Origin of the sequence: Mycolicibacterium aubagnense, from assembly GCF_010730955.1 — a bacterium.
Classification (GTDB): domain Bacteria; phylum Actinomycetota; class Actinomycetes; order Mycobacteriales; family Mycobacteriaceae; genus Mycobacterium; species Mycobacterium aubagnense.
On record NZ_AP022577.1, the window covers coordinates 737,346 to 752,028 of the forward strand.

The 14,683-nt window shown below is 67.3% G+C and carries 15 protein-coding genes; 2 read left to right on the plus strand and 13 right to left on the minus strand.

Annotated features, from left to right (window positions below; translation table 11 throughout):
- Positions 1 to 4: 4 nt before the first annotated feature.
- From ftsR to secA2, 8 genes are all read right to left on the minus strand, one after another.
- Complete coding sequence (ftsR, locus tag G6N59_RS03750) at positions 5 to 739, minus strand: transcriptional regulator FtsR (protein ID WP_138230893.1); 735 nt, start codon at positions 737 to 739, stop codon at positions 5 to 7.
- A 16-nt stretch (positions 740 to 755) separates the two neighbouring features.
- The gene (gene garA, locus G6N59_RS03755) at positions 756 to 1,232 is read right to left on the minus strand and encodes a glycogen accumulation regulator GarA (protein ID WP_138230894.1); all 477 of its coding nucleotides are present in this window, start codon (positions 1,230 to 1,232) and stop codon (positions 756 to 758) included.
- Positions 1,233 to 1,432: 200 nt separating this feature from the next.
- Positions 1,433 to 1,828 carry a glycine cleavage system protein GcvH gene (gene gcvH / locus G6N59_RS03760; protein ID WP_138230895.1) on the minus strand — a complete coding sequence of 132 codons (396 nt, stop codon included), beginning with the start codon at positions 1,826 to 1,828 and terminating at the stop codon, positions 1,433 to 1,435.
- Positions 1,829 to 1,888: 60 nt separating this feature from the next.
- Entirely contained in the window at positions 1,889 to 2,692 is an 804-nt protein-coding gene (locus tag G6N59_RS03765; RefSeq protein WP_138230896.1) for a DUF881 domain-containing protein, read from the minus strand.
- Between the two features lie 72 nt (positions 2,693 to 2,764).
- Positions 2,765 to 3,097 carry a small basic family protein gene (locus G6N59_RS03770; RefSeq protein WP_053856224.1) on the minus strand — a complete coding sequence of 111 codons (333 nt, stop codon included), beginning with the start codon at positions 3,095 to 3,097 and terminating at the stop codon, positions 2,765 to 2,767.
- Between the two features lie 39 nt (positions 3,098 to 3,136).
- Positions 3,137 to 4,078 carry a DUF881 domain-containing protein gene (locus G6N59_RS03775; protein ID WP_138230897.1) on the minus strand — a complete coding sequence of 314 codons (942 nt, stop codon included), beginning with the start codon at positions 4,076 to 4,078 and terminating at the stop codon, positions 3,137 to 3,139.
- Positions 4,075 to 4,677 carry a CDP-alcohol phosphatidyltransferase family protein gene (locus tag G6N59_RS03780; RefSeq protein ID WP_138230953.1) on the minus strand — a complete coding sequence of 201 codons (603 nt, stop codon included), beginning with the start codon at positions 4,675 to 4,677 and terminating at the stop codon, positions 4,075 to 4,077. The genes G6N59_RS03775 and G6N59_RS03780 overlap by 4 nt, the downstream gene beginning before the upstream one ends.
- Positions 4,678 to 4,735: 58 nt before the next feature.
- Positions 4,736 to 7,081 carry an accessory Sec system translocase SecA2 gene (secA2, locus tag G6N59_RS03785; RefSeq protein ID WP_138230898.1) on the minus strand — a complete coding sequence of 782 codons (2,346 nt, stop codon included), beginning with the start codon at positions 7,079 to 7,081 and terminating at the stop codon, positions 4,736 to 4,738.
- Positions 7,082 to 7,216: 135 nt separating this feature from the next.
- Between secA2 and G6N59_RS03790 the strand changes: the two genes are divergently transcribed.
- The gene (locus G6N59_RS03790) at positions 7,217 to 9,139 is read left to right on the plus strand and encodes an ABC transporter ATP-binding protein/permease (protein WP_138230899.1); all 1,923 of its coding nucleotides are present in this window, start codon (positions 7,217 to 7,219) and stop codon (positions 9,137 to 9,139) included.
- A gap of 4 nt (positions 9,140 to 9,143) precedes the next feature.
- Here the strand turns inward: G6N59_RS03790 and G6N59_RS03795 are convergent, their stop codons facing one another.
- Together G6N59_RS03795 and G6N59_RS03800 are read right to left on the minus strand one after the other, a co-directional pair.
- Positions 9,144 to 10,622 (minus strand): FAD-binding protein, encoded by a 1,479-nt coding sequence (locus tag G6N59_RS03795; RefSeq protein WP_138230900.1) that lies wholly within the window; start codon positions 10,620 to 10,622, stop codon positions 9,144 to 9,146.
- Positions 10,623 to 10,766: 144 nt separating this feature from the next.
- The gene (locus G6N59_RS03800; RefSeq protein ID WP_138230901.1) at positions 10,767 to 11,453 is read right to left on the minus strand and encodes a TetR/AcrR family transcriptional regulator; all 687 of its coding nucleotides are present in this window, start codon (positions 11,451 to 11,453) and stop codon (positions 10,767 to 10,769) included.
- A gap of 112 nt (positions 11,454 to 11,565) precedes the next feature.
- Between G6N59_RS03800 and G6N59_RS03805 the strand changes: the two genes are divergently transcribed.
- Entirely contained in the window at positions 11,566 to 12,006 is a 441-nt protein-coding gene (locus G6N59_RS03805) for a nitroreductase/quinone reductase family protein (protein WP_138230902.1), read from the plus strand.
- A 3-nt stretch (positions 12,007 to 12,009) separates the two neighbouring features.
- On the opposite strand, the gene G6N59_RS03810 is transcribed toward G6N59_RS03805, so the two are convergent.
- From G6N59_RS03810 to G6N59_RS03820, 3 genes are all read right to left on the minus strand, one after another.
- Complete coding sequence (locus G6N59_RS03810) at positions 12,010 to 12,690, minus strand: Rv1815 family serine proteinase (protein WP_179970270.1); 681 nt, start codon at positions 12,688 to 12,690, stop codon at positions 12,010 to 12,012.
- A gap of 179 nt (positions 12,691 to 12,869) precedes the next feature.
- Complete coding sequence (locus G6N59_RS03815; protein WP_138230903.1) at positions 12,870 to 13,490, minus strand: LysM peptidoglycan-binding domain-containing protein; 621 nt, start codon at positions 13,488 to 13,490, stop codon at positions 12,870 to 12,872.
- Positions 13,491 to 13,651: 161 nt separating this feature from the next.
- Entirely contained in the window at positions 13,652 to 14,521 is an 870-nt protein-coding gene (locus G6N59_RS03820) for a sterol desaturase family protein (RefSeq protein WP_138230955.1), read from the minus strand.
- Between the last annotated feature and the right edge of the window lie 162 nt (positions 14,522 to 14,683).

The following is a 14,683-nucleotide window of genomic DNA, read 5'->3' on the forward strand; positions in this document are numbered from 1 at the left end:
GTCCTCAGCGATCGAGAACGTCGCGCACCGCGGACTTGATCAGTGACGTGTGCAGCGTGATGGCGAGCGCAGCGACCTCACGGGCCAGCTCGTCGGCCCGGTCGCGGGCCCCGGCGTTGCCGGCCTTGCCGATGGGCCCGGCGATCTGGGCGATCAGGTCCGACTGCCGGTCGGCCGCGGAGCGGAAGGCCCTCAGGTGCCGCGGCTCGACACCGTATTCGCCAAGGGCATGGGCGCACTGCGCGATGACCACGGCGTGTTCGTCGAAGAACCCGGCCGGGCCGGGGATGATCACGCCGCTCTTGACCAGAGCGGACAGCAGTTCCGACGTGATGCCGGAACGCTGCAGCAGGTCCTCGCGGCTGAGCCGGACCTGAGCAGGCGCGACGTCAGCCCGGCCACCGGCCGGGTCGCTGTCGAGATCGGGCACCAATTTCGGTCCGCCATAAGCGGATCCGCCCGACGGCAGAGCACCGTCGGGCTGGGCGTCCAGCTGGGCCTTGATGACCTTCAACGGCAGGTACTGATCGCGCTGCGCCGACAGGATGAACCGCAGCCGGGCGCAGTCATAGGCCGTAAAACGACGGTAGCCCGACCCAGTGCGTTCGGGCGTGACCAGACCCTGTTCCTCCAGGAACCGGATCTTGGAGATCGTCACATCCGGGAAATCGGGTCGGAGCAGATCGAACACCGCTCCGATCGACATCCCGGCCACTGCACTGCGGTCGGGCTGCGTCATGGACTGACCGCCGGCTCTAACCAGCCGAGCTGTCGTCGGTCTTGGGGCCGGTCAGGAACACGAGGCGGAACTTGCCGATCTGGACCTCGTCGCCGTTGGCCAGCACCGCCGAGTCGACGGGCTCGCGGTTGACGTAGGTGCCGTTGAGGCTGCCGACGTCGACCACCTGGAACTCACCGGACTCGAGCCGGAACTCGGCGTGCCGACGGCTGACCGTCACATCGTCGAGGAAGATGTCACTGTCGGGATGACGGCCCGCCGAGGTGCTCGGCTGATCCAGCAGGAATCGCGAGCCGGCATTCGGCCCGCGCTTGACCACCAGCAGGGCCGAGCCCACCGGCAGTCCTTCCACTCCGGAGACGGCACTGGTGCCGCTCGTCGAAGCCGGGGCGTCGAGCTCATTGAGGAAGTCCGCGCGGAAGACCGATGTGGTCTCCACCGTTGTCTCCTCGGAGCCGAAGTCGGTCCCCGAACCGCTGTCCTTATCCGTCACGCGCTGCTCCTCTACTGGCTGCTGTGGCGCTCTTTTGCACGACCAGCCGGCAAGTGCTGCCAGCAGTCATCGATGTCGCATACGTCCCACTATTGACCGTACCGCGCGGCGCGGGCCAGTGTGCCCGCCACCGCCGGATCCGCCGAGCCGACTTTGGTGTCGCCACGGCCGAACCGGACCGCAGCACCCTAACAAAGGTGTTACTCGTCCAGGGTCGCCCGGTAGCCGTCCGCATCGAGGAGTCCGTGCAGACCGGCCTCCAGTTCGGCCACGTCGGCCTGCAGTTCGATGAGCCACCCGGCGTCGTACGGATCGGAGTTGACCAGGTCGGGCGAGCCTTCCAGATCACCGTTGACCGCAACGATTTTCGCGGCGATCGGGGCGTACAGCTCCGAGGTGGTCTTGGGCGATTCGACCTCACCGAACACGTCACCGGCGGCCACGGTGGTGCCGACCTCGGGCAGATCGACGTAGACCACATCGCCCAGCGCGCCCTGCGCGAAATCGGTGATTCCGACGCGCACGGTGCCTTCGCCGGTGCGGCGCACCCATTCGTGCTCGGTGGTGTACAGCAGATCGGCTGGCGTTTCGCTCACGACGCTCCTTGAGTGTTGGTGGGGTACATACGATACGGCTCGACGATCAGGGCCCAGCGGCTATTTGACCGGCTGAGCGTATTGGCGCGGTTTAGGTTGCCGCAAGGCGGTGACGTCAAGCGCGTCCGCCTGTTGCACGGTCATTGTGCCGCCAACCCGCTTGACACTGTCCATCGCCCCGCCGGGGATGTTCATCGCAGCCGCCAGCGTCGGCGGATCACCAATGGCGAGAATGGAATAGGGCGGGTTGATGGTCACGTTGTCGACCACCAGCGCGCCCGCGGTACCGGTCACCCACGTGTCGACGCCGACCCGGACCGCGGTCTGCTGATCGCCCCGTCCCGAACGGATCTCCATGGCCTCGGCGCCGGCGGCGCGTAGCTCGTTGATGACGTCGAGCATGGTCTCCGGCGACACGCCGGGGGCGATGTCCTCGATGGTGATCGTGACGCCGGGGCCGGTGGCCGCGACGGTGCCGATCAGGATCGACAGGGCGCGCAGCCGCGCCTGCGCGCCCTCTATGGCGGCCTGGTCGCTGTTGCCCGACGCCTGCAACGACGACAGCGTCTTCTGGAGGTCGGCCACCTCGGTGTTCAGCGCCGCCTCGCGCTGTTGCAAGGAGTCGAGCAGCACCAGCAGGTCGGCCGGCCGCGCGGTGTCGAGGGCATCACCGGACTCGGTCTGCCGCACCTGCGTCGCGATCGCCACCCCGAGCAGCACGCACAGCAGTACCGCCAGCGCACCGAACATCAGCTGGGGCCGGGTCCGCGGCAGCCGCGCCGGAACACCGTCGGGCAGCTCGTGCCGGCCATGATGTTCGGCCGCGTGGTCGGCGCCGTCGTGGTGCGGTTCGTCGTCAGCCATGCCGTGGCTCTTCCCGTCGCTTCGCTCGCCCCGGTGGCTCTTCCCGTCGCTCCGCTCGCCCCGGCACCGCCGTCACGCTCCGAACAGCCTGCGGCGCAAGGCCGCCGCGTTGCCGAAGATCCGGATCCCGAGCACCACGATGATCGCGGTGGACAGTTGCGTGCCGACACCGAGTTGGTCGCCGACGTAGACGATCACCGCGGCGACCAGGACGTTGAAGACGAACGAGATGACGAATACCTTGGCATCGAATATCCGCTCCAGGTACGCCCGCAGTCCCCCGAACACCGCGTCCAGCGCCGCCACGACGGCGATCGGCAGGTACGGCTGGACTGCTTCCGGCACGCTGGGGTGGAAGATCAATCCCACCACGATGCCGACCACCAGTGCGGCGATGCCGATCATGTGCGCGTCCTCAATTCGGCCCCAATCACTTCTGTCCACTCACTTCGGCCCGCTTTGTCTGGCGAAGTTGACGTCTCGTACCGATGCGGCCGACACCGTGAGGTGATCCCGGGTCTGGACGCTGATCCCCACCCCGTACGACTGGGCGAGCAGCGTCAGCCGCTGCATGGCGGGAGTGTGTTCGAACACCTCCTGCATGGCGTGCGGCGGCCCGATGGCGACGACTACGTAGGGGCTGGCCACCGGCTGGTTGTCGACGAGAATGCCACCGCCGGCCTGCCGCATGGTCACGTTCGGCCCGATCCGCACGCCGCCGACGGACACCGCCTCGGCGCCGGCCGCCCACAACGAGTTGACGGTCAGCTGCAGGTCCCGGTCGAGGATGATCTGCGGGCTGCCGGCGACGCGTTGCTTGGACACATCGGAGAGGTTCGGGCTCGGCGGAGGTTCGGTGACGGTCACGGTGAGACCCGGGCCGGCCACGGCCGTCGCCCCGGCACTGAACTCGGAACCCTCGAGGGCCTCCAGCAGCTGCCGGCCCGTCTCGTCACCGGCCAGCCGGCTGCGGCGCGCGGCCTCCACCTGGCCGGCCAGGGCGTCGCGGTTCGCGGTGCTGTCGCGAGTCCGCCCTTCGGCGGTGCGCGCGTTGGCAGATAACACGTGTTGGGTCTGGGTGGTGGCCGGGGCCATCGACACCGCGTGCTTTGCCGCGGTCACGAACACCACCGACACGGCGGCGACACCGACCAGCAGCCAGGCTCCGTCGGCAAGCCGGGAGCGGCCCCGTCGGGCACTCTCGCCGGCCGCCATGCGGCGCTCGGCCGCGGCGGCATACCCGGGGTCCAGGTGATCGGTGAGCAGCGAGCGCAGCAGCGACGGCACCGGAATCCGGACCGGCTCGTCGGCGACGTGACTGTTGCGGCCGGCTTCCGGCCGGTAGCCGCCCAGCGCCCGGTCCCGGGGTGTCCCGGCTTCCGTCACGCCGCCGTCCTCACCACCGGCGGCAGCTGCCGCAGCACCATGGACACCTGGATCAGATACAGCGCGGCGGACCACAGATACATCGCCATGCCCCACACCAGGAACGCCCAGCCGCAGGCCAGCACCACCCGGCTCCAGGCGTCCGGCCACTGCCCCAGCAGCACCAGCGGGAAGCCGGACATCAGCGCGAAGGTCGCGGCCTTACCGATGTAGGTGACCGGCAGCGCGGTCAGCCCGCGGCCGCGCAGCAACGGCAGCGTCGCCGCCAGCACCACGTCGCGACCGATCAGCGTGAGCACGAACCACCACGGCACGACATGTGCGATGGCCAGTGCGACCGGCACGATCAGCATGTAGATCCGGTCGACCAGCGGGTCCAGCAGCTCCCCCAGCCGCGACGACTGGTTCGGCACCAGGCGCGCGATCTTGCCGTCGGCCCAGTCGGAGAAGCCGCTGAACATCAGGATCGCGACGGCCCAGCCGCCCGCGTGCACCGACAGCAGCAGGTACAGGAACACCGGGACCAGCAGCAGCCGCAACGCGCTCAGCGCGTTCGGAATCGTCAGCACCCGGTCGTGCGGGTCGGCGTCCGTGCCCATGCGCGGTCCGCCTTCGGCTTCTCGCCCCTGGTCCAGCGGCTGGTCCATAGGGCTAAACCTAACGGAACACCCCGGGCAGGCTCAGCGCTGCCATCGTGTCGTCGGCCAGCGGGTTGTCGTGAATCATGTAGGTCCACGTAGATGTCGGGCGGGCCAGCTTGGACAGATCCAGGCCGGGCTCGTCCTCCAGCACGTTGGCGGTCTCGAAGGTCTGCTGGGCGGCCTCGATGGCATCGGCCGCCAGCGAGGCGAACGCGTCGACCGCCATGCGGTGGAACTCGTCGAGCGGGTCCTGCCGTCCCAGCGCCCGCAGGTGGATGCTCTCGCGGATGTCGGACAGGTAGGCCAGGTGGTCGGCCCAGCCCCGGTCCAGGTGGTACAGCATGATCATCCGGCAGATGCGCTCAAGTGAGTCCTCACCGACCTCGTCGGCCAGTTCCTGGTACCGGTCCGGTGCCAGCTCCTTGAGTTCGTCGCGCGCAGTTGTGGTGCGCAGCAACGTCTCTCGCCGTTCGACGATGATCGCGCGCTGCTGCGCGGTGAGCTGGTTGTAGCGCCAGGTGTTGGCGTGCACGTCCAGCAGCCGGCCCTCGGCGACGCGCTGTGCGTGCTCGAGCAGCTGGCCGGCCTTGTCGCTGACGATCCGGCCGTCCTCGTCGGTCTCCATCGGCAGCTTGTCGGGATCCAGATGCGAGACGACGACGTCGTCCTCCCAGCTGGAGAAGAACACCGACGAGCCGGGGTCGCCCTGGCGGCCGGCACGACCACGCAGCTGGTTGTCGAGGCGCTCGGTGTGGTGCCGGCCGGTGCCGATGACGTGGAGACCGCCGAGTTCGGCGACCGCGTCATGGTCGGCTTCGTCGGACCCGCCGAGGCGGATGTCGGTGCCGCGGCCGGCCATCTGGGTGGAGACGGTGACGGTGGCGAGCTTGCCCGCCTCGGCGATGACGGCGGCCTCTTCCTCGTCGTTCTTGGCGTTCAGCACCACGGCGGGCACCCCGGCCTTGACCAGTTTCGCGTGCAGCTCTTCGGATTCGGCGACGTCCCGGGTACCGACCAGCACCGGCTGACCGGTCTCGTGGATCTGCTGGATGTGCTCGATGACGGCCTGGTTCTTGGCGGCCGCGGTGATGTAGACCCGGTCGGCCTCGTCCTCGCGGATGTTCGGCGTGTTCGGCGGAATCGGCGACACCCCGAGCCGGTAGAACTGGCGCAGCTGCTCGCCGGCGGCGAGCGCGGTACCGGTCATGCCGCACACCGTCGGGTAGCGGCCGATGAGGGCCTGCACGGTGATGGTGTCGAGCACCTCGCCGGTCTCGGTGGTCTCGATGCCTTCCTTGGCCTCGACCGCGGCCTGCAGGCCGTCGGGCCAGCGCTGCAGCGACGCGATCCGGCCGCGGGATGCGTTGATGAGATGAACGGCGTTGTCCCGCACGATGTAGTGCACGTCGCGCTGCAGCAGCACGTGCGCGTGCAGGGCCACATTGACCTCGGTCAGTGTCGTGCCGATGTGCTCTTCGGAGTACAGGTCGATGCCGCCGAGCGCCTTCTCGAGCTTGCGGGCGCCCGCGTCGGTCAGGTGCACGTTACGACGGTCGGCGTCGGTGTCGTAGTACTGCAGCGAATCATCAACCCGTTGGGCCGCGGTTAGCTCCCCGACCAGGCGGATGATCTCCATGCGGGGCGTCTCGCGGTGCGTGGTCCCGGCGAGCACCAGCGGCACGAGTGCCTCGTCGACCAGCACGGAGTCGGCCTCGTCGATCAGTGCGACGTCGGGCCGCGGCGACACCAGGTCGTCGACGTGGGTGACCAGCTGGTCGCGCAGCACGTCGAACCCGATCTCGTTGACCGAGGCGTAGGTGACGTCGCACTCGTAGGCGGCACGCCGTTCCTCGGCCGTCGACTCGGCGGTGATCCAGCCGACCGTCAGCCCCATGGCCGCCAGCAGCGGCCCCATCCACTCGGCGTCGCGGCGGGCCAGGTAGTCGTTGACGGAGATGACGTGCACGTGCCGGCCGGCCAGGGCATAACCGGCCGCGGCGATGGCGCCGGCCAGGGTCTTGCCCTCACCGGTGGCCATCTCGACGACGTCGCCGGCCATCATGCGCAGGGCGCCGAGCAGCTGGACGTCGAATGGCCGCAGGCCCGTGGTGCGCTCGGCGGCCTCGCGGGCGATGGCCAGGAACTGTGGGATGTCGGCGGCATCGGCGAGCGCGGACAGTTCCAGCAGCTTGGCCGCCTTGGTGATCTGCTCGTCGTCCAGCCCGGCGGCCTTCTCGTCGAATTCCGCCGAGGCCCGAACCTGATCCATCGATCGGTTCTGGTTCTTGTCGGTGGAAGCACCGAGCAGCTTCCAGAACTTGCTGCTCAGCCGGCCGGATTTCGCGGTGCTGGTTTTCGCCACAGGTCAAAGGTACCGGGCCGGTCCGCCGGCGCTCCGTCAACCGTCCACCTACTCGGAGCCCGACGGAACGCCGCTGCTCACCTCAGCGTGCCTGTCGCAGCGCGCGCGTCAATAGAGCACGGGTACCTTGCGGGGATGGATTTGTTCACCCCGACGCTCGAATGGGGCAGTGAGCTCACGACCTCACTGTGGTGGATCGCCAAGGCCTGGCTGATCGCAGCGGTCTCGACCCTGGTGGTGCTTGTCGCCATCGGCCGGTTCACGGTCTGGGGGCGCCAGTTCTGGCGCATCACCGGCGACTACTTCATCGGCCGCGAGAGCCTGAAGGTGTGGCTGTGGCTGGCGGCGCTGCTGCTGTCGGTGATCACCGGAGTTCGGCTCACCGTGCTTTTCAGCTATCAGAGCAACGATCTCATGACCGGCTTCCAGGTCGTGGCCTCCGGCCTGGCCGGCCATGACCAGACGGTCAAGAACTCGGGCGAGCACGGCTTCTGGTTGTCGATCGGCATCTTCTCGCTGCTCGCCACGCTGCACGTCTGCCGCATCATGCTCGACCTGTTCATGACGCAGCGATTCATCCTCGCCTGGCGCGCCTGGCTCACCGACCGACTCACCGGCGACTGGCTGGAGGGCAAGGCGTACTACCGGTCCCGCTTCATCGACGACACCATCGACAACCCGGATCAGCGCATCCAGAGCGACATCGACATCTTCACCGCCGGGGTGGGCCCGCTGCCCAACACGCCGAACAACATGTCGACGTCCACGCTGCTGTTCGGCGCCATCAACGCCATCGCCTCGATGCTGTCGTTCACCGCGATCCTGTGGCATCTGTCCGGCACGCTGACCATCGCCGGCATCTCGATCCCGAAGGCGATCTTCTGGATCGGGCTGGGCTACGTCGTGATCGCGTCGATCATCGCCTTCTGGATCGGCCGGCCGATCATCTGGCTGTCGTTCGACAACGAACGCTTCAACGCCGCCTTCCGGTACGCACTGGTGCGGTTGCGCGATGCCGCCGAAGCCGTCGCGTTCTACCACGGTGAGATCGCCGAGCGGACCGGTCTGCGCCGGCTGTTCGCGCCGGTGGTGGACAACTACAAGCGGTACGTGAACCGGATGATCGGCTTCAACGGCTGGAACCTCTCGATGAGCCAGATCATCGTGCCGTTGCCCTACATCCTCCAGTTCCCGCGGTTCCTGGCCGGCGAGATCAAGCTGGGCGACATGAACCAGACCGCGTCGGCCTTCGGCAGCATCCAGGACGGGCTGTCGTTCTTCCGAAACGCCTACGACCAGTTCGCCGGTTACCGGGCCGCGATCATCCGTCTGTACGGTCTCGTGACGGCGAACGACGCCGCGCGGCACCTGCCCGAAATCACCATCGAAGACTGCCCCGACCACACCATCACGCTGGAGAACGTCACGGTGAGCACACCGGACGGCCGCGAACTCATCGCCCCGCTGGACCTGTGCCTCTACCCCGGCGAGGCACTGGTGGTCACGGGTCCGTCCGGCGCCGGCAAGACCACCCTGCTGCGCAGTCTTGCCAAGATGTGGCCCTTCTGCAACGGCACCATGCGTTCCCCGCAGGACGAGAACGAGACGCTGTTCCTGTCCCAGTTGCCCTATGTGCCACTGGGCGATCTACGCGCGGTGGTGTCCTACCCGGGCAAGGTCGGTGCGCACACCGACGCCGAATTGCAGGACGTCCTGCGCAAGGTCGCGCTGCCGCATCTGGCCAACCGCCTCGATGAGGTCGACGACTGGGCCAAGGTGCTCTCCCCCGGCGAGCAGCAGCGTGTCGCCTTCGCCCGGGTACTGCTGACCCGGCCGAAGGCCGTGTTCTTCGACGAGTCCACGTCAGCCCTCGATGAGGGCCTGGAAATGATGCTGTACCAACTGGTCCGGACCGAACTGCCGGACACCACCGTGGTCAGCGTCAGCCACCGCAGCACCGTCGAACAACACCACCAGCAGGAGCTGGAGCTGTTGGGCGACGGCAACTGGCGGCTCACCCGGATCGACGACGAGGACGCCGCGCCCGCCCGCGTCTAGCGGATCACCTTGCCGCGGCGTGGGTTCCGGCCCGTCGGCCGAAGAACGACCCTTCGCCCAACTGAGTGCCGCTGGCATAGCCCTTGCCGTCCTGTGCGATGTTCGACGCGCACGCGCCCGCGGCGTACAGACCCGGCACCGCGGTGCCGTCTTCGCGGAGCACTTCACCGTCTATGCTGACCGAGAGGCCGCCCATGGTGAATCCGGAGTAGAGGGCGCGGCCGAGTGAGAGGTCGAATGCCGCCCACGGTCCATTGTCCTGGGCCGCAACATAATCCGGCTGTTTGTGGAAGTCGGGATCCTCGCCTGCTGCAGCGTCGGCGTTGTAACGCGCCAGCGTCGCGGCCAGGTTTCCAGCCGGAATGCTCAGTGCCTCTTCCATTTCCGCGATTGTCTCCCAGCCGTCGATGAACCGGATCAACGGCATCGCCGGCATCTCGGTGTGTGCCTCGTCCACGATCAGATAGGCCACCTGGTCGGGCTGCTCGAGCACGAAAGCCGAAGTGCGCGAATGGTAGGAGTCCTCGTTGACGAAGCGCCGGCCGTTCTGGTTGACGATGACGCCCGTGAGCAGAATCTCCGGCGGGTAGGCGGCGGCGGTGATGAACAGCTGGTCCAGGTTCTTGGCGACGCCACCGGCGGACACGCCGAGCTTGATGCCCAGCCCGTCATCGTTCGGGTTGCCCAGGATGTAGGGCTCAACTTCGCCGTGGTGCTTGGTCTTTCGTTTCTGGCCGAGCTCCGGCGTGTGTTCTGCGACCATCTCGGGGTTCATCGCGAAACCGCCGGCGGCGATGATCACCGCGCCGGCCTTGACCGCGCCCGTCACCCCGAAGTTCTTCCAGCGGACGCCGACCACGGCACCCTGGTCGCCCACGACGAGGTTGGTCGCACCGGTTTCGTAGCGCATCTCGACACCGAGTTCGTCGGCGCGTTTCAGCAGCAGCTTGATGACCATGTCCGCGCCGCCCAGTTCGCCCGGCACCGGCACGGAATGGCCACGGGGTGCGGCCTTGGCCTGTTCGCAGAACGGCCACACCTTCTCGTTGCCGGTGTAGGACAGGCCCTCGGTGCCCGGCGGCACCACGACCTTGCCCGGGTAGTAGCTGCGCTCGAACTGAAAACCCAAGTCCTCCAACCAGTTGAAATGCTCGACGCTGCCATCGCAGTAGGCGCGGATCTTGTCGTGCTCAGGGTGATGGGCGACCGCGACCAGGTACTTGTACATCTCGTCGGCAGTGTCGTCGTGACCGGTTGCCTGCTGCACCGCGGTGCCGCCACCGAGGTAGAAGTGACCGCCGGCCATGGACGTGGTGCCGCCCGCGGCGGCCGCCTTCTCGAGCACCAGCACCTTGGCGCCGGCGGCGGCAGCACTCACCGCGGCGCAGCCGCCGGCGATACCGAAGCCGATCACCACCACGTCGGCCTCGTCGGACCATTCGGTGACGTCGACGGCGTTGACGGTCTCGGGCACTGTTTGCATCGTCTCTCCTGGGCCGGTCTCGGTGGGCGTCCAGGACGGTCGGACAAGCAACCTGGACACGTGTCTGATCAGTGATCGACTAGACAATAACGTCGGATGAGGACCATGGCTAGAACGTGTTCTAGTTTTGGCCGACCGGGTCTGTCACGACACCTCGGCCAGCATGGCGACCAGCACGTCGAGCTGCAGTTCGAACACCGCAGCCGGATCACTGAGCGTGTCGGGACCGTACTGCCCGAACACCTCGAGGCTGACCGCCCCGACCAATCCGGTCCACAGCACGATGCACTTGGCCACCGCCGCGTCGTCGCCAGAGAATCCGAACTCGTCGCGCAGACGTGCAAAATCAGCCGACAACGGCTGCGACACCGACACTTCGGCCGATCGCACAGCACCGGCGACGATCCCCGCCTCGACAGCGCCGAACAAAGTTCCGATCACCCGAGTTCCCGGACCGACCGTCCGTTCCGCCGGGGCGCGATACCCGGGCACAGGGCTGCCGTACAACAGCGCCCAGCAGGCCGGCTGCGCCACCGCCCACGCGCGCATCGCGCGCCCCGTCGCCTTGACTTGATCACGCCAGCCGACGCCGGACGCGGCCACTGCGGCGTCGACGGCGTCGGCCAACTCGGTGTAAGCGTCGACCAGCAGCAGCGTGAGCAGTTCATCCCGGCTGGAGACGTACCGGTAAACCGCCGAAGACACCATGCCGAGATCACGGGCGATGGCCCGCAGGGACAACCCCGCGGCGCCATCGGTCTCCAGGTGCCGACGGCCGAGTTCGATGATCCGACTTTCGATCCGATCCCGCGAGTCCTGACGTTTGCCCACGTGAGCCAGTCTGACACAAAGCGAGATCACTGCTCTTGATTTCCAGGCCTGTGCGTGCCATCGTAATTAGAGAGCAATGCTCTCGTTTTAAGATGTCGCAGAAAGGACCACCATGACCACTCGCTACGACCAACCCCGAGCCGTCGCCCGCGCGGGGAACGAAGTCATCCGCCGGCTGGCCGAGGCCGGCGTCAGCGTCGCCGGGACCAGCGCCCTGCGGGTACGTGGCCGGCGCACCGGCAAACTCCGCGGAGTCGTCGTGAACGTGCTCACCGTCGACGGCCGGCGGTACCTCATCTCACCGCGTGGCAACACCGAATGGGTCCGCAACGCGCGAGCCGCGGGTGTCGTTCAGCTCGGACCGAGCTGGCGCAGCCGCGACTACCCCCTTGTCGAGGTGCCCGACGAAGCGAAACCCGCACTGCTGCAGGAGTATCTGCGGCGGTGGTACTGGGAGGTCAAGGGCCACGTCGGGGGGCTGACGCCGCAGTCCACCGAAGGCGAGTTGCAGCGCGTCGCCCCCACCATTCCAGTGTTCGAACTACAGGCCTGACCGCTACCCGCCGGCGGCCTGCTGCACGACGGCGTCATTGGTCTGCTGATCGGTCGCGCTCCACGAGACGGCCGCGGGGAAACGCCCCCACGTGCTGTTGAAGACGCCCACCAGGACCGCCCGGTTGTCGGGGGTGATGGTGTAGACCGGGCCGCCGGAGTCGCCCTTCTGGCTGACGATGCCGCCCGCCATGGTGAACCAGCCGTTGTTCACCGCGTCGACGGTGCCGCATGTCTCGCCGGTGACGACGCCGAAATGACAGACCGGTTCGCCCCGCTGCGGATTCACCGCGGGATCGGTGACCAGTACCCGGCCTCCCGGCAGGATGTTGTTGACCGTCACATCACCGGCGATGGTGATGGACTCCCAATCGGAGATCTGGTGGTCGGTCGCGATGGTGGCGCCGTCGGGCGTGTTGTCCCGGAACGTGATCATGGTGCCGATGAAGCGGCCGTCCTTGTCGGTCACCGGACCGTTGCCCCGGCAGTGACCTGCGGTGTAGCCCGTCCGCGCGGCCGGGTCCACATAGCCCAGCGTGCAGCGCGTGGTGCCCTGGTGAATCTCCATACCCGGGTACACCAGCACCCCGGGATCGGCTGATGCGACCGGCACCGGACCACCCACAGCGAACAACGGCGCCGCGACCGCAGCTATCGCCGCGGCACGCAAACCCCCCACAAACATGACCTTCTCCCATCACCTCGGGACGGACGTCGCGCCAGCCTACCCCGCAAACCCGAATGCGGGACGGGAAAGCCTCCCAGGTCACGAGGGGGGCCGGCCGCTCGCCAGCAAACGAATCGTCCCGTGAAATGCACTGGCGGCCCGGATCTTTCGACCCGGGCCGCCAGGCTCCGTCCACGTCAGGGAATGGTCAGCAACTGACCGGGCTGGATCAGGTCCGGGTTGTCGATTCCGCTGGCACCGGCAATCTCCGGGTAGCGGTTGCCATCGCCGTAGAACTGCTCGGCGATGGCCCACAGGGTGTCGCCCGACTGCACCGTGTAGGTGCGCGCCGCGGGAACTTCGGGCTCCGGGGCAGGCTCGGGGTCGGCGGCGACCTCGACGGCCGCCGGCTCGGCAGCCACCTCGGCGAACTCGGGCTCGGCGGCCGGCTCCGGCGCAGCCTCGACCGGCGAGGCGGGCACCTCGTCGGTGTGGGTCTCCGACGACCACTTGGCATCGTCGCCGCTGTAGAGCACCAGGTTGCGGTCGTCCTGCAGCACGAGGCGGACATTGTCGGTGCCGGCGGTCTGGCTGGCCCACACTGGCTTGTCCGGCGTGTACAGCACGAAGTTGCCGTCGTCCTGGACCTCGGCGCGCTGGACGTCCTGCCCGTCGGTGGCGGTGGCCCACACGGACTGCTCCCCTGCGTACAACACCAGGTTGCCGTCCTCCTGCAGGACCAGTCGGTACGCACCGTTGTTCGACGTCAGCGACTGGCCGACCTCGAGCTTCTCGCCCTTCTGAAGTGTGTCACCCATGAAAGCCCAGCTCCTTTGGTTCGCGGTTCACCCTGTCGCCCTCCGACAGTACCGACGGTTCCGGCGAACGCCAGCGTTTGCACTCGCCGCAATCAAAACAGTTGGCGAACAATGAGTTATCGCGAAGAAATCACCGCGTTCCGTCAACGTTGACACCCTCGTCAGCGAACCGGCGCGGACTCCGAGTCGGCCGGCTGCCACCCCGGCGGGCCGAATACGTAACCCATTCGATCACCAAACCCCTTGGCTCGACGCACATCCCGCGCCATCGAGGCATACTCGTGCGTCTGCAGCTTCCAGATATCATACGTTCCAACAGGTTTGGTCAATCCGTAATTCGGCCGCGCGGCCTCAGGCGTGAAGCTACCGAACATGCGATCCCAGATGATGAGGATCCCGCCATAGTTCTTGTCGAGGTACTGCTGGTCCCGGCCGTGGTGCACCCGATGATGCGACGGTGTGTTGAAGAAGTACTCGATTGGCCGCCAGAGCTTTCCGACCCGTTCGGTGTGAATCCAGTACTGGTACACCAGATTCAGCGAGAAACTGGCGAACACGATCCACGGCGGCACACCGAGCGCCGGCAGTACCGCCTTCATCAGCAGGTCGCCGGACGGGTTCCACTTCTGCCGCAACGCGGTGGACAGGTTGAAGTACTCGCTGGAGTGGTGGGCCTGGTGCGTGGCCCAGAACAGCCGCACCCGGTGCGCCATGCGGTGATAGCTGTAATAAATCAGGTCGACGCCGAGGATCGCGATCACCCACGTGTACCAGGCGTCGCCGGGCAGGTGCCACGGCGCGACATACACGTAGAGGGCCGCGTAGCCGACCAGCGCAAGGAAATTGAGCACACCGCTGGTGAACAGCGACACCGCGCCCATCCAGATACTGGTCCAAGCGTCGGCCCGCAGGTAGCCGCCCGAGGGCGGCCGCTGCTGTTCGTCGTACGCCAGCTTGCGGGCCGCGCCCCACTCCAGCAGCAGCGCCACCACGAAGAACGGGATGGCGTATGACACCGGGTCGTGCAACATGGTCGGCAGCACACCGGACAACAGGTCGGAACTCACGTCGACACCTCCGCGCGCAGCGTAACTTCTCGCGTGCCGTCCGCCGCCCGGAAATGTGAGGGCAATTCACTGTTCGAAACAGCCCGCGCTCACCTCCCATGGTGCGCCGAATCGCGGCAAGATGGC